At 44.2% G+C, this 25,535-nt stretch carries 20 protein-coding genes; 10 read left to right on the top strand and 10 right to left on the bottom strand.

The window, feature by feature from the left end; genetic code table 11:
- Positions 1-6 precede the first annotated feature (6 nt).
- From B5D26_RS11945 to B5D26_RS11935, 3 genes are all read right to left on the bottom strand, one after another.
- On the bottom strand, positions 7-771 hold the full coding sequence (locus B5D26_RS11945; RefSeq protein ID WP_078745962.1) for a 3-hydroxyacyl-CoA dehydrogenase: 765 nt from the start codon (positions 769-771) through the stop codon (positions 7-9).
- Positions 772-918: 147 nt separating this feature from the next.
- Positions 919-2,580 carry an AMP-binding protein gene (locus B5D26_RS11940; RefSeq protein ID WP_078745961.1) on the bottom strand — a complete coding sequence of 554 codons (1,662 nt, stop codon included), beginning with the start codon at positions 2,578-2,580 and terminating at the stop codon, positions 919-921.
- Positions 2,581-2,823: 243 nt separating this feature from the next.
- A complete protein-coding gene (locus B5D26_RS11935) occupies positions 2,824-3,393 on the bottom strand; it encodes a TetR/AcrR family transcriptional regulator (protein ID WP_078745960.1) in 570 nt (189 codons plus the stop codon).
- 202 nt (positions 3,394-3,595) lie between these two features.
- On the opposite strand from B5D26_RS11935, the gene B5D26_RS11930 reads away from it, so the two are divergent.
- The 4 genes from B5D26_RS11930 (at position 3,596) to pseI (ending at position 7,627) form a co-directional block, all read left to right on the top strand.
- On the top strand, positions 3,596-4,777 hold the full coding sequence (locus tag B5D26_RS11930) for an acetyl-CoA C-acyltransferase (protein ID WP_078745959.1): 1,182 nt from the start codon (positions 3,596-3,598) through the stop codon (positions 4,775-4,777).
- 110 nt (positions 4,778-4,887) lie between these two features.
- Complete coding sequence (gene pseG / locus B5D26_RS11925) at positions 4,888-6,012, top strand: UDP-2,4-diacetamido-2,4,6-trideoxy-beta-L-altropyranose hydrolase (RefSeq protein WP_078745958.1); 1,125 nt, start codon at positions 4,888-4,890, stop codon at positions 6,010-6,012.
- Positions 6,013-6,026: 14 nt separating this feature from the next.
- Positions 6,027-6,569 carry a UDP-4-amino-4,6-dideoxy-N-acetyl-beta-L-altrosamine N-acetyltransferase gene (gene pseH, locus B5D26_RS11920; RefSeq protein WP_078745957.1) on the top strand — a complete coding sequence of 181 codons (543 nt, stop codon included), beginning with the start codon at positions 6,027-6,029 and terminating at the stop codon, positions 6,567-6,569.
- Positions 6,569-7,627: a pseudaminic acid synthase gene (pseI, locus tag B5D26_RS11915; RefSeq protein ID WP_078745956.1), complete on the top strand. Its 1,059-nt coding sequence runs from the start codon at positions 6,569-6,571 to the stop codon at positions 7,625-7,627. The genes pseH and pseI overlap by 1 nt, the downstream gene beginning before the upstream one ends.
- Positions 7,628-7,709: 82 nt before the next feature.
- Here the strand turns inward: pseI and B5D26_RS11910 are convergent, their stop codons facing one another.
- Positions 7,710-9,644, bottom strand: a complete 1,935-nt coding sequence (locus B5D26_RS11910) for a methyl-accepting chemotaxis protein (RefSeq protein ID WP_159445657.1) — start codon at positions 9,642-9,644, stop codon at positions 7,710-7,712.
- Between the two features lie 353 nt (positions 9,645-9,997).
- Between B5D26_RS11910 and B5D26_RS11905 the strand changes: the two genes are divergently transcribed.
- Complete coding sequence (locus B5D26_RS11905) at positions 9,998-10,606, top strand: hypothetical protein (RefSeq protein ID WP_078745954.1); 609 nt, start codon at positions 9,998-10,000, stop codon at positions 10,604-10,606.
- Between the two features lie 35 nt (positions 10,607-10,641).
- On the top strand, positions 10,642-11,385 hold the full coding sequence (locus tag B5D26_RS11900; protein ID WP_234985289.1) for an oxygen-binding di-iron domain-containing protein: 744 nt from the start codon (positions 10,642-10,644) through the stop codon (positions 11,383-11,385).
- Between the two features lie 74 nt (positions 11,386-11,459).
- On the opposite strand, the gene B5D26_RS11895 is transcribed toward B5D26_RS11900, so the two are convergent.
- Positions 11,460-14,588, bottom strand: coding sequence for an EAL domain-containing protein (locus tag B5D26_RS11895; RefSeq protein ID WP_078745952.1), 3,129 nt, complete (start codon positions 14,586-14,588; stop codon positions 11,460-11,462).
- Positions 14,589-15,019: 431 nt separating this feature from the next.
- Between B5D26_RS11895 and B5D26_RS11890 the strand changes: the two genes are divergently transcribed.
- Positions 15,020-16,216, top strand: coding sequence for an amino acid aminotransferase (locus B5D26_RS11890; protein ID WP_078745951.1), 1,197 nt, complete (start codon positions 15,020-15,022; stop codon positions 16,214-16,216).
- A gap of 135 nt (positions 16,217-16,351) precedes the next feature.
- Here B5D26_RS11890 and B5D26_RS11885 read toward each other — a convergent pair whose 3' ends face one another.
- The gene (locus B5D26_RS11885; RefSeq protein ID WP_159445656.1) at positions 16,352-19,030 is read right to left on the bottom strand and encodes an EAL domain-containing protein; all 2,679 of its coding nucleotides are present in this window, start codon (positions 19,028-19,030) and stop codon (positions 16,352-16,354) included.
- Between the two features lie 285 nt (positions 19,031-19,315).
- Here B5D26_RS11885 and B5D26_RS11880 point away from each other — a divergent pair, with 285 nt between their 5' ends.
- The 3 genes from B5D26_RS11880 (at position 19,316) to B5D26_RS11875 (ending at position 20,611) form a co-directional block, all read left to right on the top strand.
- Positions 19,316-19,519: a hypothetical protein gene (locus B5D26_RS11880; protein ID WP_078745949.1), complete on the top strand. Its 204-nt coding sequence runs from the start codon at positions 19,316-19,318 to the stop codon at positions 19,517-19,519.
- A 122-nt stretch (positions 19,520-19,641) separates the two neighbouring features.
- A complete protein-coding gene (locus B5D26_RS16195; RefSeq protein WP_159445655.1) occupies positions 19,642-19,815 on the top strand; it encodes a hypothetical protein in 174 nt (57 codons plus the stop codon).
- 88 nt (positions 19,816-19,903) lie between these two features.
- Positions 19,904-20,611 carry a 16S rRNA (uracil(1498)-N(3))-methyltransferase gene (locus tag B5D26_RS11875; protein ID WP_078745948.1) on the top strand — a complete coding sequence of 236 codons (708 nt, stop codon included), beginning with the start codon at positions 19,904-19,906 and terminating at the stop codon, positions 20,609-20,611.
- 13 nt (positions 20,612-20,624) lie between these two features.
- On the opposite strand, the gene hemH is transcribed toward B5D26_RS11875, so the two are convergent.
- The 4 genes from hemH to B5D26_RS11855 form a co-directional block, all read right to left on the bottom strand.
- Positions 20,625-21,659 (bottom strand): ferrochelatase, encoded by a 1,035-nt coding sequence (hemH, locus tag B5D26_RS11870; RefSeq protein ID WP_078745947.1) that lies wholly within the window; start codon positions 21,657-21,659, stop codon positions 20,625-20,627.
- A 117-nt stretch (positions 21,660-21,776) separates the two neighbouring features.
- Positions 21,777-22,067 (bottom strand): DUF6482 family protein, encoded by a 291-nt coding sequence (locus B5D26_RS11865; protein ID WP_078745946.1) that lies wholly within the window; start codon positions 22,065-22,067, stop codon positions 21,777-21,779.
- 156 nt (positions 22,068-22,223) lie between these two features.
- Positions 22,224-23,999: a GGDEF domain-containing protein gene (locus B5D26_RS11860; RefSeq protein WP_078745945.1), complete on the bottom strand. Its 1,776-nt coding sequence runs from the start codon at positions 23,997-23,999 to the stop codon at positions 22,224-22,226.
- 191 nt (positions 24,000-24,190) lie between these two features.
- Entirely contained in the window at positions 24,191-25,486 is a 1,296-nt protein-coding gene (locus B5D26_RS11855; protein WP_078745944.1) for an adenylosuccinate synthase, read from the bottom strand.
- Positions 25,487-25,535: the final 49 nt, after the last annotated feature.

The raw sequence follows: 25,535 nt of genomic DNA, 5'->3' as shown, positions 1-25,535 counted from the left end.
CGCTGATTAAGCCATGCGAATCGCGCCATCAAGGCGGATTACTTCACCATTAAGCATCGTGTTTTCGATAATATGACAAGCCATTGCTGCAAACTCAGCAGGTTTGCCTAGGCGTTTAGGGAAAGGTACGGCTGCACCTAAAGCCGCTACAGCTTCATCAGGAATGTCACTCATCATTGGGGTTTCAAATACACCCGGCGCTAGTGTCATCACACGGATACCGTGACGTGACAATTCACGCGCCAATGGCAGTGCCATACCCGCAACACCTGCTTTAGACGCGGTGTAAGAGGCTTGGCCCACTTGGCCATCAAAAGCCGCAATTGAAGCGGTATTGATAATAACGCCACGCTCGTTATCCGGTGCTTCTGGTGTGTTTTTCGCCATCGCTTGTGCTGCTAGGCGGTTCACGTTGAAAGTACCAATCAGGTTAATATTGATACCTTTTGTGAAAAGCTCTAAAGACGCTGGATTTAGATCACGGTCTAAAAGCTTCTGTACCACCACAATGCCTGCACAATGTACAACACCGTTTAATGCACCAAAGGTATCAACAGCAAGATTTACGGCACTTTGTACATCTTCTTCTGAAGTAATATCAGTGACGATAAAGCTGGCTTGAGCACCCAGTTCAGCTGCTAATTTAATGCCCGCCTTGTTGATGTCAGCGATCACAACATTAGCACCTTGCTCGATTAAACGACGCGCTGTCGCTTCACCTAGACCTGAACTACCGCCTGTCACTAGAAAGGTTTTACCTGAAATTTGCATGCTTATCTCTCAACTTTATCGTCAAATCATGAAGGGCGAAGGCAGGGGTGAGTATGCTTAAAATAACCACCCTGCCGTTCAAAGATCACCTTAAGCTTGTCTATGCCAGATCAGATCAAATCTAAACAAAGCAAGCTCAAGTTTTGCTTATGCGCTTGCGACTTCTTGCTCTGCTTGTTTACGCAAGATAAAGCGCTGAATTTTACCACTTGGTGTTTTAGGCAGCTGATCAACAAACTCAATTTCACGAGGGAAAGCGTGTGTTGATAGACGCTCACGCACCAGCTCTTGAATCTCTTTAACCAGTGCGTCAGAAGCTTCATACCCCTTACGCAATACCACGTAAGATTTGATGATATGGCCACGTTTCGCATCAGGTTTACCCACTGCGCCACTTTCAGCAACCGCTTCATGCTCTAGCACTGTGCTTTCAACATCAGCAGGGCCAACACGATAGCCTGCGGTTGTGATGATATCGTCATCACGACCACTGAATTGGAAGCAACCATCTTTATGTTCAAACACCATATCCCCTGTCAGATAATACTTACCGTGGAATGGTTTTTTCTCTTGCCAAGTGTAGCCTTGGAAGAAGAAGGCCGGAGAGTTTTCCATATCAATGGCAAACTGCCCCTCTTCACCTGCACTCACTTCATTAAAGTTTTCATCAAGTGCCACTACACGATAGCCCGGTAACGCGTACCCCATTGCACCAATGTGTACATTGTGGCCAAGCGCATGATGGTTACAGCAGGTCATACCTGTTTCGGTTTGACCGTAGTGATCCATTACCGGACAACCCATCACATCGCTGATCCAGTTCACCACTTCAGGGTTTAAAGGTTCACCCGCTGAGCTGGCACGACGTAGAACTAAATTGGGTTTCAACTCTTCATGAGCATCACTGGCCATCATCATGCGATAAGCCGTTGGTGCAGCAGCCAAGTTGGTGATTTTATATTTCTCCAACATGGCATAAGTATTCTCAGGCGTAAAACCTGCCTCGTTAAAGTGGGTTGCAACCCCCATGCACAGAGGACCTGTGATGGCGTAATACAGACCATAAGCCCAACCTGGGTCCGCGACATTCCAGTAGCGATCACTTTGCTCAAGGCCAACGGCATAACGCATATACATATAGAAAGCGGGTAGCGCTTTCAAAGGCACGGCAACCCCTTTGGATTTGCCCACTGTGCCTGAGGTAAACATCTGTAAGAAAGGCTGTTCTGCATCAACAATAACAGGCTCAAACGTTTCTGATTGCTCAGCCATAATGCTAGCAAAGTGTAAATCACCTTTAGCCGCTGCATTGGCTTGATCAGCGCAAACCTGTACCACTGTTGGCAGGTTGTTTACTTGATCAAATTTGCTACGGTTGTCAGCATCAGTGATGACAACTTTAGCGCTGCACTGGCTGATACGATACTCAATGGCTTCATAACCAAATGCTGTGAATAGCGGCTGATACACCGCACCAATGCGCCATGTGCCCAGCACAACCACCAGTAATTCAGGGGTACGCGGTAACATACAAGAGATACGATCTCCTGCCTGTACTCCCTGTGATTTTAGAAAATTAGCAAACTGCGCTGATTTTTTCTGTAGCTCTGCCCAGCTATGAGTTGAGCTTTTTCCGTTCAAACCTTCGTAATAAAGTGCAATCTCATCGCCTTTTCCGGCTAGCACTTGCTTGTCACAACACTCGATACAGGCGTTGTAACCATCGGTGGTATTGCCGATAAAGTTGGCATCCACTTGATCCATTGAAAACTCAGCTACAAATGCAGCATAGTGATTTGTTGTTATCATATAAGGTCTCCGAAAGCCCACTGCCTGAATTATTATTTTTAAACCGGCCTAAAGACGTTTACGTTAACGTCATTATCAATCCTTAAAAAAAGCCCTTGCTAAAATAACTAGCAAGCGCTTGGTTTTATCACAATTTAGCCATCCTCAACGATCTGTGCAAGCCCTTGAGGCGAGTTTTTACAGAAATAAAAAAGGCCTACCGATTAGATAAGCCTTTAAATATTTGCGATTGGTTGATTTATTTCAATTTAATCCGATCAGCGCAGACAGTGCATTCGCAAGATCGTCAGGTGTTTTTTCGCCCTCTGCGTCATACCACTGAACAGTCCAGTTCAAGGCACCAAGCGTAAAACGGCGAATCAGAGGGGTATCTCCTTTAAGTACGCCTTCTTTGACACATTCATCGATCACTTGCTGCCAAAGTTGCTCGTAATGGTCACGCATACCAATCAATACTGAGAGCGAACTCTCTGACAGACTGCGCCACTCATATAAGGCCACCACATGGGCATTTCTATCATTGAGCAAAGTACTTAAGTGCGCGCGTGCCAAGGCTCTAAAACGTGCTTTTGCCCCTTGAACATCTGCCAGTGCAGCGTCTGCAATCTCGATGGCACTTTCCATACCATCTTGAATAACGGCACACAGAATTTCTTGTTTGTCATTAAAGTGATGGAAAAGGCTGCCAGACTTAATGCCCATAGCATCTGCCAGCATACGTACCGTTGTACGTTCGTATCCCTGCTCGAAAAACAGCCGCGCAGCAATAGCTACCAGTTCCTTGCGTCGTTTTGAATTATTGGGTAGAGTCATCTTAAATCTAGCGCTTGCTCGGTTTTTGAATTAATTGTAACAAATTAACCATATTCTACCTTTGGGGGTCAAATAGAATGACTACCCGTTCAGGTAACTTGCCAAGTACTTGCGCATTAAACCTTAATAAAAGTTGCAAAAATCAACTGAAAAAACCAATGGTAAACCGATAGCTTAATCACTTTTGCAAAGGGTCATGATCATGAAAGAAGATGCTGTAGTTATTGTTTCTGGTGCACGTACGCCAATGGGCGGCATGATGGGTAGCCTAAGCACCCTAACCGCACCTGAGCTAGGCGGCGTAGCAATTGCTGATGCCATTCGTCGTGCTAACCTAACCCCAAGTGACATTCAAGAAGTGATCATGGGCTGTGTATTGCCGGGTGGTTTAGGCCAAGGCCCTGCGCGTCAAGCAATGATGAATGCCGAAATTCCTGTTTCAACAGGTGCAACCACCATCAACAAGCTGTGCGGCTCAGGCATGAAAGCAGCGATGCTGGCACACGATCTGATTAAAGCAGGCACCAATGACATTATGATCGCTGGTGGTATGGAAAGCATGAGCAATGCACCGTACCTAATGACTAAGGCGCGCGCAGGCTTCCGCTTAGGCCACGGTGAAGTGAAAGATCACATGTTCCTTGATGGTCTAGAAGACGCACGCACAGGCAAACTGATGGGCATTTTTGCTCAAGAAATTGCTGACGAGCGCGGCTATACCCGTGAAGCAATGGATAACTTTGCTATTGGCTCTCTACGCAAAGCAATGGCGGCAATTGACGCGGGTAAACTGAAAGCAGAAACAGCACCTGTTACTGTTAAAGGCCGCAGTGGCGATACGGTGGTAGTAGATGATGAGCAGCCACACAACGCCAATATCGACAAAATCCCAACCTTACGCCCTGCCTTCAAAAAAGATGGTACCGTAACTGCCGCAAACTCTAGCTCTATCTCTGATGGTGCATCTGCGTTAGTCCTGATGCGCGAATCAGAAGCAGAGAAACGCGGCCTAAAACCAATGGCACGTTTTGTGGCACATGCCACTAACTCTATGCAGCCATCAGAATTCACTTTAGCGCCCATTGGCTCTATTGAAAAAGTATTGGCTAAAGCAGGCTGGAGCATTGACGAAGTTGATCTATTTGAGATCAACGAAGCCTTTGCAATCGTGACTATGCTGGCCATTGATGGCCTGAATATTCCTGCAGAGAAAGTAAACATTTACGGTGGTGCTTGCGCACAAGGTCACCCGATTGGCTCAACAGGCTCTCGCGTATTGGTTACGCTGTTGCATGCCCTGCAACAAGAAGGCAAAAAACGCGGTATCGCGTCGCTCTGCATTGGTGGCGGTGAAGCCACAGCCGTTGCGGTTGAGCTGATCTAAAGTTCAAGCGCACAACCTACATCAAGGCCAGCATTGTGCTTCAATGCTGGCCTTTTTTATATCTGCTTTGTACAGTGTCAAGACTTGAGCTCCCATAATACGGCGTTGATATGAATATTGTTTTTCGTGCAGATGCATCAATAGAGATTGGTTCTGGCCATGTGATGCGCTGCCTGACTTTAGCCGAGGCACTGCGCCAACAAGGGCATCAGTGTCATTTTATTTGTCGCGCACACTTAGGCCACCTAGGTGCTGTTATTGAAGGTAAAGGTTTTCCACTTTCTCTGTTACCTATTGCTGCCTCGCCCTTCTCCGTTGACCCTAAGATTGAGCATAATGCCCATGCAAACTGGTTAGGTGCCTCTTGGCAACAAGATGCCGAGCAATGCTCAGCCACTTTGATCCAACTATTTGAAGGAGAAAAACCAGATTGGTTAGTCGTAGATCACTACGCACTGGATTATCGTTGGCAACAGACTTGTAAGCCCTACTATCAGAAGCTGATGGTGATTGATGATCTGGCTGATCGGAAACATCTCTGCCAACTGCTGTTAGATCAAACCTATGGCCGTAACCCAGTCGACTATCAAACCTATGTACCGAGCGACTGCAAGCTATTAATAGGGGCTGAATACGCTGTCTTACGTCCAGAGTTTACACAATGGCGCAACTACAGTTTGCAACGTCGCCAGCAGCAATATCAACAGGCTCAGCCTATCCAACAACTGTTGATCAACCTTGGTGGTGTGGATAAAGACAATATAACAGGTCAAGTCTTAAAGGCATTGGAAAACAGTACCTTAGATCAAGCCTGTAAAATAACCGTAGTAATGGGCAAAACAGCGCCCCACCTTTTACAAGTACAGCAGTTTGCTGCATCTTCAAAGTACTCAATTACCGTATTAAGTGCGGTAAGCAACATGGCAGAACTGATGGCGAATGCCGACTTCGCTATTGGAGCAGCAGGTAGTACTGCTTGGGAGCGCTGTACTTTAGGATTACCTACACTAATGATTATTTTGGCCGATAATCAAAAGTTAATCGCAGCACAATTGCAAGCAGCTCAAGCCGCATGGAGTATTGAAGCACAAGATTGTCATCAGTTGACTCACTTTTGGTCATCAATTGATGGTCAGGTGTTGATCAACACAAGTTTGTCCGCTCAAACCGTAGCCGATGGTTTGGGTGTGGATAAAATAGTCGAAGAGATCGATCCATCAATACTGAAGAGTTAAAAGACAGGGCGCCCATGATAGAGAAACAAGCAGTAACCGTTCGCCCATTAGAGCAAGAGGATTTGGCTTTAATATTGGATTGGCGTAATCACCCTGAAGTGCGTCGCTATATGTATAGCCAGCACCCTATAAAACCAGAAGAGCACCAACAATGGTTTTTGAGCTGCCAAAATAATCCAGAGCGCCACCCTCTGATTGTTGAACAAGAAGGTAAGCCATTTGGCTTTGTTAATTTTACCGAACATAAGAATCGAAAAATTGCTGACTGGGGTTTTTACTTAGCCCCTGATGCAAAAAAAGGCGTGGGCAGCCTGCTGGGCCAATCGGCTTTGAACTATGCCTTTAACACTTTAAAACTACATAAAATCTGTGGTGAGGCATTGGGTTTTAATGACAAATCAATTCGCTTTCATTTAAAAATGGGCTTTCGACAAGAAGGCTTGTTAAAAGATCAGTTTTTTGATGCACAACAATCCCAGTTCCACGACATTGCTTGTTTTGGCTTATTAGCCTCAGAGTGGTCGTCACAGTACTCAACACCGGAGCACCCTATTTAATGTCTAAGCAGCCTGCAATTACCATCGCCAATCGACGTATTTCAGCGGCAGATACGCCTTATGTCATCGCAGAACTATCCGCCAATCATAACGGCTCTATCGAAACCGCTTTTAAAATTATTGAGCAAGCCAAACTCGCAGGCGCGGATGCCGTTAAATTGCAAACCTACACTGCCGATACCATCACGTTAAATTGTGATCGACCTGAGTTCAAAATTGAAGGTGGGCTTTGGGATGGCCGCAGCCTATATGAGCTTTATCAAGAAGCACACACACCTTGGGATTGGCACAAGCCCCTGTTTGACCATGCGGCTAAACTAGGCATCACAATGTTTAGCTCGCCCTTTGATCACACAGCGGTTGATCTGCTAGAAGATCTTAATGCGCCCGCGTATAAAATAGCCAGTTTTGAGGCGATTGACCTACCCTTGATTCGCTACGTTGCGCAAACGGGCAAACCCATGATCATCTCCACAGGTATGGCAAACTTAGAGGAAATTGCGGAGGCAGTAGACACGGCTAAAAGCGCAGGCTGTCAGGAGCTAGCAATATTGCATTGCGTCAGCGGTTATCCGGCACCCGCAGAAGACTACAATTTGCGTACCATTCCTGACATGATCAAGCAGTTTGGTTTGGTCACAGGCTTATCCGATCATACTCTTGATAACACCACTGCAATTACCAGCGTTGCTCTTGGAGCCTCTATTATAGAAAAGCACTTCACGCTTGACCGTAATGGCGGAGGCCCTGACGACAGTTTCTCTTTAGAGCCTGCTGAGTTAAAAGCACTTTGCCAGAATAGCAAAACAGCTTGGCAAGCTTTGGGACAAGTGGATTATGGGCGCAAATCAAGTGAAGTCGGCAACGTACAGTTCAGACGCTCGCTCTATTTTGTGGCAGCATTGAAAGCAGGTGAAATCATTCAGCCGCATCATATTCGCAGTGTACGCCCAGGGTATGGCGCTGCACCTAAATACCTTGATCAACTGATAGGCAAAAGAGTCTGTGCCAATATCGAAACTAACAGCCCTGTCAATTTAGACCTGATAGAAAACTAAGCTTTAAAGCCAAAATAAAAGCCCCGTTGTTGGTCTTAATCAACAACGGGGCTCAAACCACAGATCTATTATCAGACTTACTCTAAACTTTAAAGCGACCTACTTTCTGGCCTAACTCATGGGCAAGCTGTTCTAAAGTTTGGCTAGTTTGAGCAGCTTTACCTACCGCATCCGAGGTAATATGAGACTCGGTAAAAATTTGCTCTAAGCTTGCAGTCATACTCTCTGTACGCTGTGCTTGCTCTTGTGTCATCCGCGTCATATCACTCGACATCGCGTGTAGGTCTGCAACTGACTCATTTACATTAGCAAGGCGCTCATCTGACTGACGAATAGCTGCAATACTGCGCTTCGCCATCTCTCCGGCATCATTAATAGCCTGTACTGCTTGCTTAGCCCCTGCTTGTAATTGATCAATTTTCAACTCAATCTCTTCTGTTGATTGCTGAGTTCTACTCGCTAAAGTTCTGACCTCATCCGCAACTACAGCAAAGCCTCGACCACTTTCACCTGCTCGTGCCGCCTCAATTGCAGCATTCAATGCCAGTAAATTGGTTTGTTCAGCAATGGCTTTGATCATGTCCAAAACATCGCCAATTTGATCACTTTGGCTTGCTAAGGTATTGATCACCTCTGCTGTTGTTTGCACATCTTTTACTAAGGCTTCAATATCGTGACGCACTTGCCTAGAAATAGAAGCGCTTTGACCTGTTTCGGTACGAATCTTGTCCACATTTTGCAGGGTATGCGTAATACTGCTACCAACTTCGGCAACACTATCGGCAATATGAGCCACTGCGGCAGTTGCCAGTTCAACGGCCTGTTGCTGGCGGCTAGAAGCATCTGAGGCTTGTAAATTACTGTGATGCATCGCATCAACTACCCCCGTTGTATGCTTAGCAACAGATTGCACATCGCCAACAATTACTTGAATGGCATGTACAAAGTGATTCACTTTCTCCGCCATTAAAGCGATTTCATCACTACCTTTCACACTGATACGACGCGTCAGGTCACCCTCACCCTCTGATAGATCAGACAATGCATCCGTTAAGATATTCACACGGTTCAAAATACGAACCGATAAAACAAATACTAATACAACGGTTAAGACTAGAGCACTGACCAGAGATACTATAGTCATCTGTTCAACCATATCGGTTGAAGCATTTTCAATATGATTCTCAGTGGCTTGGCGTGCGCCATCATTGTGAGACTGAATAGCATCTAAACGGGTTTGCAGGTCAGCAACGGTTTTACTAGCACCTTCAGTCAAACTGGTTTTAACTGAGTCAATGCTGTTTTTCGTCAGCGTATTAAAGCCTGACTCCATTTTTTCAGTATTAGATATTACCGTATCACGGCTAACGCCCAGCACAAAACGGCCAATCTCAGCGCCGCTTGGGCTAATAGGCTGCTCAATTAACATCACACGGGGATGACTTTTTGCCGCGGCAATCACACGATCAAGTGCAGCACCTTCGCCACCTTGTGCCATAAGTTCTTTAACGAGTTCGTTCTTACGATCTAGGTATCGGGTCATGCGCTTGCCAAAGCTATCGTAATAACCGGCAAAAACCACATGTCCACTTTCATGCGCCATCTTTACATACTGAGTAAGCTGTGGTGTATCTCGATCCCAGATTGCTTGAGGAGCTACGGCTGCCAGCAGCACAGCCATATTGCGTGAGGTGTCTAATAATGAGTTTTCAAGCAACTTTACCGTTGCCATTTTCTCTTGATCGAGCTGCTGTTTAAGATTTGCAGCCAGTTTAACCGATACGCCTTCAGCCATTTCATTGATACGGCTGTTTACGCGATCACTGGCATGACTCAATTCTGTTGAAACTTTTCCATTTTCTGCACTTAACTTAGCACTAACTTCTTGTACCAAATTATGGCCACCTGACCGAGTCAGAGAAACAAAAAGTAATGTCTGCACCACGGCCAAGACAACCGTTGTGATAATTACAGGGCGTAGCAACTTGCTACCTAACGCAAAAGTTTGATTCGACATCATGACCTCAACAGCTTTTGGCCGTCAGCATCAAAGCAAGGGTATTTTACTTCGAGCGGTTTATTATTTTTCTCTGATGAGGCAACGCGACACCAGACCTTAGTTGAAGAATAATACTTTCGTCGTGCAATAAAAACTAATCAATAGAGTTTTTATTTCTATTGAGTGTTTTCCTCTAATACAGCTTCTAAAATAGACCAGATAAACCAATGTTGCTTATTTAAAAAGAACATCTTACGGATAGCATAAATAAAAGAGGCTTTCGCACAGGTAAAAGTTGTCATCTGACCGACAGCTCACCATAATTAAGCGCAACAGGATATTTCTCAGCAACAACAGAATGGTTGTTCAGGATGCACTCAAATAGAAAGAATAGCGCTCACTTCTTTATCAATGCCGCCACAGTAGCAGCTGAATTGAGCGTTGTATTAACGGAAGCTAAGAACATTTCTCTTGAAGCCATGAATGCCAAAGCATTAGTAGCAAGAGCGGGAGACAATGTTAGAACCTTCAAACCCATCACAGACTTTATGGTTGAGCTAGCCAATGACACCATTTGGCTTGTAAAAGAGATCAACCGTGAAGCCCTAGTGTTGTCGCGCACCTCACTTGCTGAGCTGCACAGCTCGGATGCACACAATCGTTTTAAGCGCGCACAACAAAAAGCCAGCTTAGCCCCCTATGGCGATACCATTGATACTATTGCTGCCGAGGCATCCAACACTCATCATCAACAAGCGATGCAACTACGCCGGCACATGCGCAAATTATTTGAGTTATTAGATGAAATTGAATCCCGCATGCTTGCCGCCAACGTGGTAACAGCAACCTCAAGATTAGAGGCTGCAACTGCGGCTGACAGCTACCAAGCTAGCCTAGAGGGGATTGTGATCAAGCTCGAAAAAGCCGCTAACCGCATTAAACATATTGCCAGCAAATGCCGCCGCTCTCTTGAGCGTTAATCGGACAAGCAAACTATTCAGCAGCACGGATACGAATGATGAAAGTTGTCAAACTACATGAAAGTCGCAGCCATGAATGGCTGGTGTTTGGTCGAGATGAAGAGCGTCCAAGCAAGATCATTGATACCAACCAATATATGATCAAAACCACCAATCATGCGATCATGCTAGATCCGGGTGGTATTGAGCTATTCTCCGCTATGTTAGCGGCGGTTGTACATCATGTCCCGATTAACCAGATTACCCATCTGTTTGCCTCACACCAAGACCCTGACATTATCTCCTCTCTTGGTTTATGGGATAAAACACTGCCTCATGCTGAACTATATGCCCCTTGGTTATGGGAAGGCTTTCTACGTCATTTCGGCTGTAACAGCATTCGTTATAATCCATTGCCAGACGAAGGCAAAAGTATTCGTTTAGATGAAGTTGAGCTACAGTTTATTCCTGCACACTATATGCACTCTTCTGGTAATTTCAGTGTCTATGACCCACAAGCCAAGATTTTGATGAGTGGAGATATTGGTGCTGCATTGCTGCCTGACAATGCACCTTTATTTGTTGAAGACTTTGATGCCCATGTGGATAAAATGCGTCTATTCCATCAGCGTTGGATGCCATCAAATCGTGCCAAAAAAGACTGGGTACGTCGTGTACGCCAGCTCGAAATTGAGTATTTAGCACCACAGCATGGAGCGATATTCAAGGGTCGAGATGTACAGCGTTTCTTAGATTGGCTAGATGAGCTAGAGGTAGGAACTGGCGTATCAGCCAGATAATCCACAAAATCCATATTGTGTATAAGCTATAAAATTAAGCCCACATCTGTGGGCTTAATCATTTTAAGTGCTCATTAAGCACTGGGATACTTGTTGTTACTATTGGGCTGCGTATTTTGCTGATCAAGCAACCGCACCAAAGAGGTCATGCTCATCGCTTCGTGATAGACAAAGCCTTGAACCAAATCACAACCTGCTGCTTTAAGTAAATCAAGGCTTGGCAAATCTTCTACACCCTCGGCAACAACTTTCATCCCCATCTGGTGTGCCATATCTGCTAAGGCTCTAATCATTGTTTGATCGTCGTGGCTTCGACGAATCTCTTTGATAAAACTACGGTCAAACTTTAGCTCTTTAACAGGGAAGCGCTTAAGATCATTCAAGGTCGCATAGCCAATTCCGAAATCATCAATGGCAATACTCACCCCTAAATCAGCAAGTTTTTGCATCACAACAGAAGTAGCTGCTAGCTCATCAAAGATCAAGCGCTCTGTAATTTCAAGCTCCAAGTATTCTGCGGGGAATCCTGTTTCGTTCAATATCTGCGCTAAACCAGAAACAAAATCAGGCTGCATAAACTGCTTCGGTGAGATGTTGACTGCAACCTTTACAAAGCCAACCTCTGACATCTGTAATACCGCCAGCCTACAAACCTCTCTCAATACCCAGTGACCAATGTGCTGAATCAAGCCACTTTCTTCAGCTATTGGGATAAAAACATCCGGCATGATTTGGCCTTTTTCTGGATGCTGCCAGCGTAATAGTGCCTCCGCACAAACAATACGATTACTTTTCACATCAAACATAGGCTGAAAAATAACCTCAAGCTGTTGATTATCAACGGCGCTATTAAGGTCTTGTTCTAGCTGCATCCGTTGGCTAGCAAGTAATTCCATCTGCTCATCATAAACAGCATAGTTATTTTTATTGGCCGCCTTCACGTAGTACATTGCCGAGTCAGCTTGATGTATCAGTTGCTCTTGGCTTTGCGCAATATCAGGATAAGTACTAATACCAACGCTTGCACCAATATAGATCTGCTTACCTTTAATCTCTATTGGCTGCATTAAATCATGGACAATTTTACCTGCCAGCCCTTCTAACTTGTCCCGATCAAATGCAGGTAGTAGGATCGCAAACTCATCACCACCCAAACGTGCCACCGTGTCAGTATTTTTGACCAATGCCTTCAAATTATCGGCTACATGCTTCAGTAGCAAATCACCATACTCATGACCATAGGTGTCATTTACGGGTTTAAAGCCATCTAAATCAACATACAGTAGCGCCACGCCCTGTTGAGAAGCATCTGACTGTAAAAGCGCCTGAGCCAGTCGATCCCAAAAAAGGCGTCGATTGGGTAGTTCTGTTAGAGCATCATAATTAGCCTGACGATGGATTAACTGTTCTGCTTCCTTACGCTGAGTAATATCACTGAAGACACCTACAAAACGCTCAATCAAGCCATATTCATTATGAATAGCGACTATAGATAACCATTCAGCATAAGCTTCACCAGATTTTCTACGATTCCATATCTCCCCCTGCCAACGTCCATACATCAGCAGCTCGCCCCACATTTTCTTGTAAAAGTCTCGATCCTGCTTACCTGAACTGAGTATATTAGGGTTCTGATTGACCACGTCATCTGCGCTATAACCCGTAATTTGTGTAAAGGCAGGGTTTACCTGCTCGATCACGTTGTGTTTATTTGAAATCACAATGGCATCATTAGAGGTTTCAAATATCTTGGCATACAGATTTAGGCTACGCTGAGCATTTTTAATTGCCGTAATATCGTGCAACGTAATGACCCAATGCTGGCTTTCATTCAATGACAAACGTGCCACATTCATTGCCACTATAAGCCGCTGACCAGACACTAAACGTATTGGTTTCTCTAAACCTAAAAGCTCTCCTTTTTCTCTTAATAAACAACGATCTGGCTCATTTAGTAAGAAAGCGCCTTCGTCAGTTCTACAGTTAAAAATAGAAGCACCAACCTGAGCCTTATTAGGAAAATAAGTGGCTGCTGTCGTATTAATAAACTTCATTTTGAAGTCATCATCCACAACGATAACCGCATGCAAGACTGTATCAAGTACTTGCTGCAAGTAGCTTCTAGAAACTGTAATCGAGCCAAGCCTATCCATCATCTCATTAAAATGATGCGCTAAGCGGGCGACTTCATCGGAAGACTCTATTTCAATTCGGTACGAGAAATCACCTTGCTGTGCAAAACGTGTCGCCTCTAATAGCTGCTCTAACGGCTTTCGAATTCTTGATGCAGTTTGATAGGCCAACAACCCAGCAATAATAATCCCCAAGGGAATCAGTACATATTCAATATGAGTGCTATTTTTTGTAATCGCCTGCAACTGGTTTAATGCCTGAGCACCATTGCTATTTACAACCTTATTGGCTGCCTCTAATAGCTGTTGCATCCTCTGCTGTGCCTGCTCGTATTGATTACGCTTCACATAGAAGGTGTTGAATACATTAATAATACGCGCATAAAGTGTGCGTACTTCACCAAGCCCATACCCCATTTCTGTCATATCAAGTAGGTAGCTCAGCTCAGAATCTGCTTGAATAGCCTTAATACGCCTCACCAATTGATTTTCTAACTGCAATAAACGATTTGCGTCATACAATTCTGAACGATGCAAAGGTGAAGCAATGAACAAGCTCAGCTTAAGTAAATCACGCTGCATTAATAAGGTATCTGGGTAACGCTGACCAGACACGCTACCCAACTGCGCAATTAGAGACTCGACTTGGCCTTCTAAAACACGTTGCTGTTGTATTAGCTCTCGATATTGGTTAACAACCGATAGCCCCAAAAATGAGACCTCATCAAACTGTTGATCAATAGCCTCAATAGAGAAACTTTGTTTAAAGGGTATAAGTTGTGTCAGAGAAGATAGTTGGCCTAGATGCTCATTGAAAAGCTGTATCGACTGAACCATTACCTTGCTCGGGTCGTCAACACTCGGGTTTAAACCAGAAGTAACTCCTGAGTTAAACTGTGAAAAAGCCGTCACCAAACCTTCGGCGGATGCTTGAGCTGGCCTATACAATGTCATTAAGCGTTCGGTTGCTTCGCGTTTCTGACCCTCCTGAGCCAAAATCAAGCCACCTATAATCAGTAAAATACCTAAAATGGCTGTTAAGCCGATGTAAAGCTTGTACTGTAATTTCATTGTTCAGTAGCCGCCCTAATCTTAATATGCAGTAAGATCATCCCTGAGCAATGCGCAATATCCATGCCTTTTATTGTTGACCATCAGTCTAACAACAGTGCCTATAAAGAAGTACAGACCTAAATCAATGTATGGGATTATCAATGTATTACGAATATCACTTTAATTCAGGTTTTGTGAGCTAGTACTCATCGTCTTAGCTGAGTTTTTCTTATTCATAGTTGTATCAGTTTAATTACAGCCATCCTCTTTGAAAGCAGCAATAATCAAGCCATTCACCACCTGTCAGATTTTATTTACAGACAAACTCTCTTCATTCAAGCCGTTAACACTTAATTTTTAGGTTTAGCTGCCTCAATTAGGGCTAGTATTGAGCACTATTTTGTGGCGAAAAGCGCGCATTTGATTTTATTAACAGGAGCAGATGCATCATGTTTGAGCAAGTTAAAGCGATTCCGGGCGATGCACTATTGGCTTTAATGGTAGCCTTTAAAAACGACCCTAATCCAAACAAAATCGACTTAGGGGTTGGTGTCTACAAAGATGACACAGGTAACACGCCAATATTAAAGGTTGTTAAACAAGCTGAATCATACTTACTGGCCCATGAACTCAGCAAAGGCTATATTGGCGCAACGGGATCACCAGAGCTGGCTCCTTTATTACAAAAACTGATGTTAGGTGAAAATCATCCGCTTATTGGTTCCGGACGTATCGCTACCGCTCAAACACCAGGAGGCACAGGTGCACTACGAGTTGCAGGTGATCTAATCAACGCGGTTAAACCTGAAGCCAAGATCTGGGTTAGCGACCCTACCTGGTCTAACCACTTTCATGTTTTTGCAGGCTCAGGTGTAGAGGTACGTACTTACCCTTATTACGATGCTCAGCGTAACGCTCTAGCAATAGACCAAATGTTAGCCTGTATAACCCAGATGACTGCTGGCGATGTTATTCTATTGCATGCAAGCTGCCACAATCCTACTGGGATTGACCCAAGCTTTAGCCAGTGGCAACAAATTAGCAAAGCAGTTGCTGAGCGTGGTGTTGTTCCTTTAATTGACTGTGCTTATCAGGGCTTTGGCGAAGGCTTAGAAGAAGACGTACAAGGTCTGCGTTTATTGGTTGAGCAATGTCCAGAGGCTTTGATTACTACCTCTTGCTCAAAGAATTTTGGCCTATATAACGAACGCGTAGGTGCGTTAAGTGTTATAACTGAGACATCAGAAGCCAATCAAAAAACCATGAGCCAAGTGGCCAACTGTATTAGAGCGAACTACTCAAATCCTCCCGCTCATGGTGCAGCAATTGTATGCACTATATTATCTGACAATACCTTGCGCCAGCAGTGGGAGGCTGAATTAGCAGAGATGCGTGACCGTATTCGTTTAATGCGTACGACACTGGTTAAGCATCTAAAAGAGATCAACTGTAGCAGAGACTTCAGCTTTATTGCTGAGCAAAAAGGCATGTTCTCATATTCAGGTTTAAGCAAGGAAGAGGTGCTTTTCCTACGCGAGCAGCATGGCATCTATGCCGTTGATACTGGTCGTATCAATGTTGCGGGTATCAATGCGAATAATATTGAGCGGCTAGGTTTCGCAATCAATCAAGCGATTCAGCTTTAGCCTAAAACATTTAAATACCTGAACAAAAGTACTGCGATATTTTCCGGCCAATGGCCGGAAGGCATGAAACGCTTTTAAGTGTCGAGCTCAAGCTCTTTACATAGCCTCAATGAAAGAGCTTGAGTTGATGTCAGTTTAGCTGACCATCAGCTGAGCAGCTGATGCTTCTGGTATCACACCTTTAAGCTCACTAACCTGCACAAATTGCTTGAAGTCTGCGGGCAACATCGGTTTGGCAAACAGATACCCCTGCCCCTCATCACAACCCTGCCCACGTAGTAGAGCAAACTGATCCAGCGTTTCAATACCCTCAGCAATTACCGGAATATTCAAGTTACGACCCAGCTGTAATGCCGCCGAAATCACAGCCACTTCTTCATCTGGGCTTAAATCTCGCACAAACTCTTGAGCCAACTTCAAGCGCTCAATTGGTAGCCGATGCAGATAACGTAACGACGAGTAACCCGTACCAAAGTCATCAATTGAAAAGGTGATGCCCAAACGATTTAAAGCGCGCATGGCATCTTCTGCCAAAGAGATATCCTGCATCAGTACTGTTTCGGTAATTTCAAGTTCTATATAACAGGCAGGAACAGCGCTTTCCTCTAATACACGGGCAACACGTTCAACAAACCCTGTATCTAACAGCTGTAATGACGAAACATTTACACCAATCTGACCAAAAGCCACACCCTCATCCAACCAACGTTTTGCTTGTTTACAAGCTTGCACTAAAACCCAGTCACCCATTTCATGAATAATACCCCGCTCCTCTGCAACGGGAATAAACTGTGCAGGTGATACCATACCTCTTGTAGGGTGATGCCAGCGCAACAACGCTTCACAACCGATGACTCGCTCTGTTAACAAACTGACTTGCGGTTGAAATACCAAAAATAGCTCGTTATTCGCTTGCGCATGTTCTAAATCTTGCGCCAGAGCATTCGCCTCTGCGACACGCTCTGTCATCTCTTGTGTATGGAAGCAATAGCGCCCACGCTGTGTTTTCTTCACCTCAGACAAAGCAACATCAGCATGCTCCATCACCTCATCCACCTGACAAGAAGGTGCTGTATTCCAACTAATCCCTATACTAGCAGAGGAGTGAATGTCATTGCCCTCAATGCGCAAGGGAGTAGCAATTGCATCTAATATTTCTTGTGCCAGTGCCGCCAAATCTGAGCGGTCATAAGGCTGCTCCAACAGAACAGCAAACTCATCACCATCCAAGCGACCCAACACACTAGAGGGTGGTAACAAAGTGCGTAGCTTTTGCGCAATATGGCGCAATAGCTGATCACCAATACGGTGTCCAAGCGTATCGTTAATTGTTTTGAAGCGATCTAAGTCAATAAAAAATAAAGCGAATGACTGCGATGCGCTATTCAGATTATTCACTGCACCTTGTAGGCTAATTTTAAAGCGTTCTCGGTTAGCAATACCGGTTAAATTATCGAAGTAAGCAAGCCTAAGCACTTCATCTTCTGCTCGTTTGCGCTGCGTAATGTCCATGATAGAACCACAAAAACGAATAGGTTCATTGCGCTCGTTCCATAAGGCCTGACCACGCATACGCACCCAAATCCATTCATTTAGGTCATTTTTTAACCGATACTCAATATCCAAAGGTTGTTTAAAGGCCAGATGTTGATCAATGGCCTGCTGTACTTTTTCTTGCTCACTAGCATTAATGCGGTCTATCCAGTGATTAATACCTTTATGCACAAGCCCATCTGAACTGATGGCATAAGAGGACAGTATTTCTTGAACCCTAGGTGCAAGATAAATCTCATCAGACAACAGATCCCAGTCCCAAATACCATCGTTGGTTCCTCGAATAGCCAGCTCAAACCTCTGCTCACTGTTACGCAGTGCTTGTTCGACCTTTTCGCGATGTTTGACCTCTAAACGCAGACGACGAATCCAGTACATACCAAACAGCATCATACATAATGCAATAATACCCCCAGTAATAGAGGCATATCTGACCACCAGATCTAGGCTTACACCATCTGTTCGATCAGGATAAAGCCAACGTCGATGGATTTGATCCCTTTCCGCTTCCGTAATCTGTAGCAGCCCTTTCTCAAGCACAGTAGCCAAAATAGGCCAATCTTTCCGGCTACCAAAGCTCACTGCATAATGAAAGTGAGTATCGCCAACCACTTCTATATTGCTGATACCCTCTGCCTTGATATGGGGCCAAGCACTGGCAACAACTGAGATACCAGCATCAACATTACCCGCCGCAAGTGCAATGACAACATCTCTTGAGCTTTTTAGTTCAACAAGCTGAATATCAGGATAATTATTTTTAAGGTGTGCATTCATCGCTGTGCCGCGAATCACCGCAACACTTTTCCCAGACAATTGATCTAAGCTGTCATACCGAGGTGATGTTTTTTGCACCAGTATTTTATTTGCAAGAAAGGTATAAGGCTGGGTAAAAGACAAGTAATTTGCACGCTCATCTGTATAGGAAACCGCAAATACAACATCAATTTGCTTATTTTTCGCCGCCTGCAATACCGCACTATATGATGGGAAATAGACTGGCTCGAAATGAATGCCAATTCTAGACTCTAGTAGGTGTAAAAAATCCATTGCTACGCCACGATAGCGACCCGACTCATCCTTTTCCATCGTATGGGGCGGTACATAAGCAACACCTAAGCGCAAAGTGCCACCTTGCTGTAAAACCCACTTAGCCTCATCGGTTGTCAGTGTATTAGTTTGCAGGTTATCCGCAAAAGACAACGAGCTAAATGTACTTAACAGCACTAGCTGCATCACTATTTGTAGAACTTTGAACATCAAACACACACCTGTAAACCAGCACTTCGCAACGAAATAACACATTTAGCCACAGAGTATTACAAATCTACTAGTGCCAAGGCTATGCGGCAGGTCAAACATAGAAGCAAAAAACTGCATTCCACTCAGCAAGCAGTCTCACACTTACAGTATTAGCATGGAAAAATGATGACATTTATCATGCAAAATGACATTAATCTTCATTAGCTCAGAAAAAAACTAGCCTTTACGATTATTTTGACTAGGCTCTATTGACAATAAATATGGACATCAACAAGGATTGAGGTGGCTGAAGTGCATCAGAACAATGACCGTACCCGTGCAAAAAATCAATTTATCCGTGGCGACCAGCTTTTAGCAGAACTAGGCAACCTACTTAAACAGTTAGAGAACAGCCGTTTGTCTGTACGCAGAAAGATGGATTGCGCCCTTAATGCCACCTCTAAAAAACGCTCTAATCCAACATTTATATCTCAACACCACTACTAAAAAGACATTGTGTTACATGATTAGCATTTGGCTACAAAAATGCTTCAGAAAGCTCATATATAGAGCTCATCTTATCCTGTATTTTTTAAACTACTTTATACATGGATACGGATAGCAGCGTTATGGCACTTGATATTTTTTACAAAATGGTTGAGCTAAACAATAAAATTAACAGCGGTAACGATCAGTTGCTTGACGAGTTTCAAGCCATTGTCGCACGCATGGAAAGTAGGCGTACGACCATGATGCGTAGTGCCGAAAAAATAAAGCGCATGAAACGAGGTCACATAGGTTAGCATTAAGCTTCATAGCATAAGTATCAGCCATTGCTTGCATTCACTGATTTGCGAACTATGATGCCCTGCACACCACAAGGGTAATCATATGAACTTAGTTTTACTTTTTAACACCGACTTTATCGCTGATGACCAAGTTCAGTTAACTGACCGTCGCTTTGAACATATTCAGCAAGTACACCGTGCCCAAGTTGGAGATCAGCTAACCGTTGGACTATTGAATGGGCAAGTTGGTACAGGACTTATTTTAAGTCTTGAGGATCATGCCATTGTTATGAGCGTGTCCTTTCATAAAGCACCTCCCGCACCTTTACCCCTCACACTTATTTTGGCACTTCCTCGTCCAAGGATGCTAGGAAGAACCCTGCAACATATCAGCACGTTAGGTGTGAAAAAGCTTATTTTGCTGAATACCCAACGAGTTGAAAAAAGCTACTGGATGTCTCCCGTATTAAAGCCAGAGAAAGTAGAAGAGCACTTGATACTAGGCTTAGAACAAGCAAAAGATACGCTGATGCCAGAGCTAATTCTAGAAAAGAATTTTCAGGCTTTTGTAGAACAGCGCCTCCCTGATCTATGCCAAAATAGCCTTGGCTTAGTTGCACATCCTGGTGTTCCCGATGCCTGTCCAAGAGCAGTTACAGAGCAAACAACCTTAGCCATTGGTCCAGAGGGCGGCTTCATTCCTACAGAGATTCAGCAATTAACTGCTGCTGGACTAAAGCCTGTACATATGGGTGATCGCATTATGCGTGTCGAAACAGCCGTAACCGCTTTACTTGCACGCATTTTCTAACAAGTTAAAATCTCTAGGGGCGCTGGTGAAGCTTTGCCATCACCAGCTTTACCATCATATCAATATGTGCAGGCTGACAGTTCAACGCAGGGATATAATTAAATACCTTTCCACCTGACTCTAGAAAATAATCTTTATTTTCAACCTGAATTTCCTCCAAAGTTTCAAGGCAGTCGGCAGCAAAAGCCGGACAAATCACATCCAACTGTGCGATCTCTTGCCCCCACTGTTCAATCACTTTATCGGTATAAGGCTTAATCCACTCCTCTTTACCAAAACGAGATTGAAAGCTGCACAACCACTCAGACTCTCTTAATCCTAAGCGTTGCGCTAAAGCTTGCGCAGTTTGCTTACAATGCTCTGGATAAGGGTCTCCGTTATCAGCATAACGTTGAGGGATACCATGAAAAGAGATCAACAAGCGCTCCCCACGGCCTTTCTCCAGCCAATGTTGCTCTACTGAGCATGCAAGCGCCTCAATATAGTATTGCGACTGATAATAGTCTCGGATGAAAGTTAATGAAGGAAATTCAACCCTTTTAGCAACGGCACGTGCCAGCTGATCAAAAACAGCCCCCGTTGTGGTTGCAGAATATTGAGGATACAGTGGTAGGACAATGACCTCCTCAACCCCTTTTGCCATTAAAACATCCAAAGCTCTTGCAATTGAAGGGTTACCATAGGTCATACCTACTTCAACAGGTATGTCTATTCCTAGACAACTATTCAGTTGAGCAGCTAATGCCTGAGCTTGTTGTTGTGTAATTGCCAATAGAGGAGAGCCTTGCTCTGTCCAAATACTCTGATATGCCTTCGCAACTCGCTTTGGACGAGTCTGTAAAATGATACCATGTAGAATTGGACACCAAAGCCAGCGAGTCAAATCAACAACTCGGTGATCGTGCAAAAACTCAGCTAAATAGCGCTTAACTGCTTCAGGTGTCGGTGCATCGGGAGTGCCCAAGTTGACTAGCAGCACACCCTGCTTACCGAGGTGATCTACAACAGTTTGACTGCTTGCAGAAGATAACTCTTGTGATTGCGACATTCTGATCGACCTTTACGTTTTTTACATCCGTCTAAGGCCGACAATGATAACCTGTATCAAAATATAAGAAAGCAAACACAGCAATTGTTGATATGACGTAATGATAAAGCTGGCAAATTAAGCCAAACGAGTACTGAAATTCGAGTTAAACGTCTTATGTACTATGCTATTAAAACATGAGTTCACACGACGGGATTGCACTTGATGTATACCTGCTTGCTGCAATAAATTTCTGGCCGATTCTTCATCCCGAAAAACAATAGGCTTACCATTATGGCCTTGCAGCTGATGCTTCTGTTCATCCATCATCACTTGAACTGTAAAGTACACACCTTCATGATGAGACTGGATATGAATTTCTGGTTGATGTGAACCATCGGAATGGCTTACAAGATCATGCATTTTCATTTTTGTTATCCTATCTTAATTCTTACTTGGCGCTTACCCTTCATGGTAAGCAATCTATTTAATTGATTTCACCCCTACTTTTATAACGTTCTCAGGCGACATATCTGTGTCACTTAAATGACAGTTCCGTGACACAGACTACAATCACCAAATCGACTAAGCAGCACAACCTTCTGTAAACAAGTTCACAACAGAACCCGCTAGCTGAGCAACCAAGCTATTACCTTTCGCATGCTTTGCTTCATGTTTAATATGGCTTAAGCGACTTGCAAGCTCTTTAGCAGAGCTGAAATTGGCAGAGTCTGAATCAATCGCAGCAACTGAAATGCTCATTAAGCCAAAGAAGCGCTTTTCACCAAAGCGATCTTCGGCCCAAATGCCGCCATCACTGATATGGCTGTCGTTATAAAAGTCTTTCCGCGCACGGCTGAAATCGTTCAGCATACTTTGTACTTGGGCTTGCCAATCTGGGTTCTGAAAGACCACAACGAAATCATCACCGCCAACGTGACCAACGAAGTCCAAGCTATTACGACAATGCGTTTGTAAGAGCTTAGACACCGCCAACAGAATTTCATCCCCTTTCGCATAGCCATATTGATCATTGTATGGCTTAAAATTATCCAAATCGAAATAACAGGTGACAAAATCACTCTTACTAGCAATCAGGTGATCAATGTGTTCTTGAATTAGTACATTACCCGGCAATCCTGTTAGAGGATTAGAGTTTTGGGCGCTTTTCAGCTGCATCTCTGTGATCATTTTCAACAAATCGATTACTTGGCCTATACCACTGTAATAACCATTTTCAACAATTACAAAGTCTTCTTCTAGGCGGCTACGATTACGTTGTGTGACTTGTTGGCTCACTTTCTCCATACGGATATGATGCTCAACAGCCATAAACTCAACATCCATAATTTGGCTCACAGGCTTTTTACTGTACAAGTCACGACCAAACGCTTTACTCAGCTTTTGTAACAGCTTACTACGCTTGATCATTCCTACAGGAATGCCTGCAGACACAACAGGCAGTGAAAACCAGTGTTCATTTTTATCGAAAATATCGACTACTTCGTCAACTAAAGTGTCGGGCTGTACAGGTGGGATCTCAATCTTTAAGCGACCAATTTGTCCATCATCCTTACACATATCTTTACTTTCCTTGATCTGTTTCCATACTAGTTGTGTCGACTTACTGAGCTCTCGAACTGGCTGAGGATGAGGACGCGCAAAGTAGTACCCTTGCAGAAAATCAACACCTATATCAGACAACACTTCAAACTCTTGTCGCGTTTCAATACCCTCTGCTATCACTTGGCTGTTAACTGCCTTGGCAATTTCCATAATGGAGCGTACAAAGTCACGTTTTACTTTATCGCTCTCAATACCCGAAACAAAATGTCGGTCAATTTTGACATACTCTGGCTTTAGCTCTGACCACAAACGCAAACTTGAATACCCTGCACCCAAGTCATCAATAGCAATAGAGAAGCCTTCACCTTGATAATGCTCAACGGCATGGCGCATCAAAGCATAATCATGTGTTGGTGAGTGTTCGGTAATCTCTATCACCACTTGCTCTGGACGTAAGTTATTATGTTGTAGCAACTCTAAGGTAAGCCCACGCTGATGGTCTGACTGTAGTAAGGTTTCAGGGGAAACATTTAAAAATAGCTTGCCCTCTAGCTTCTGACGGGTGAAGTTCTCGATAGCACGACCTCTACAGACTGCCTCTAAAGCAAAAAGCTGCTGTTGGCGTTTTGCCTCTTCAAACAGGTGAACAGGACTGCAATATAAACTATCGGCAGGGCCTCGGCTTAGCGCTTCATAGGCATAAATCGACTGTCCATGAGCGCCTACAATCGGCTGAAAAAAGGTGTTTATTTTCTGCTGTTCAATGATACTTAACAGATCGGTTGATTGAACCATTGCGATAACCTCTGAAAATAGCGCCTTTGACCCCCTGACGCATTGGCAGACATTACAGCAAGCTAAAATGACAAAATTGCTACAAGCTCATAAAATTTGAGTAATTATTCCGTAACCACTTCGAAACAGTATTTTGTTAAACGCAAAAAGGTAGCACTCGGCTACCTTTTTGGCTCTAGCATGAAAAATACTTATGCGTTGTAAGGATCACGCAACACAATAGTTTCTTCACGATCAGGACCTGTAGAAATAATATCTACCGGCGCACCAACCTGCTCTTCTAGGAACTTAACATAATCACGTGCAGCTTTCGGCAACTCTTCTAGAGTTTTCGCACCTACTGTTGATTCTGTCCAGCCTGGCAGCTCAACATAAACTGGCTCAACGTCACCAAATGCAGTCGCATCAGCAGGCATGTCAATCAAAGTACCGTCTTTCAGTTTATAGTGAGTACAAACTTTGATAGTTTCTAAACCATCCAGTACATCCAGTTTGGTCAAACACATTCCAGAGATTGAGTTCACCTGAATAGAGTAACGTAGAGCTACCGCATCAAACCAACCACAGCGACGCGCACGACCTGTTGTTGTACCAAACTCATGACCTTTTTGGCTTAAATGTTCACCACAAGCATCGAATAGCTCTGTTGGGAATGGGCCTGAACCAACACGTGTGGTGTAAGCCTTAGTGATGCCCAAAATATAGTCAAGGTACATCGGACCAAAACCAGAGCCTGTGGCCGCGCCACCTGCAGTAGTATTTGAACTGGTCACAAATGGATAAGTACCATGGTCAATATCTAGCAAAGAGCCTTGGGCACCTTCAAACATAATATTGTCGCCATTGCGACGATAGTTATGTAGCAGACTAGTCGCATCGCATACCATTGGACGTAGCTCTTCTGCCATTTTCAGGCAGTCCGCTAGTACAACATCTGCATTAACAGGCTCTTCTTTATAATAGTTTTCTAGCATGAAATTATGATAAGCAACAACTTCTCGCAGCTTAGGCTCAAAAACTTCTACGTTCATCATGTCGCCTAAACGCAGGCCACGACGCGCTACTTTATCTTCATAGGCAGGGCCAATGCCACGACCTGTCGTACCAATCTTATTAGCACCACGGGCAGTTTCACGCGCCTGATCTAAACGCACGTGATAAGGCAGAATTAATGGGCAAGCTGCACTTAAACGTAGGTTGGAGCGCACTTGAACGCCACGCTCTTCTAGTTTAGCAATCTCTTTCAACAGTGCGTCTGGTGCTAGCACAACACCATTACCGATGATGCAGGTCACATTAGGACGCAAAATGCCTGATGGAATCAGGTGTAAGGCTGTTTTTTCACCGTTAACAACCAGCGTATGACCCGCGTTATGACCACCTTGGAAACGCACCACTGCCGCAGCTGATTCTGTTAACAAATCAACAACTTTACCCTTGCCTTCATCACCCCATTGGGTGCCTAGTACTACAACGTTTTTACCCATTACTGCTTTCTCATCTACTCAAACTGAGGCTGCAAAAGCGCAGCGTTGC

The organism is Oceanospirillum multiglobuliferum (assembly GCF_900167095.1).
GTDB lineage: Bacteria > Pseudomonadota > Gammaproteobacteria > Pseudomonadales > Halomonadaceae > Oceanospirillum > Oceanospirillum multiglobuliferum.
This window is presented reverse-complemented; position numbering and strand designations above follow the sequence as displayed.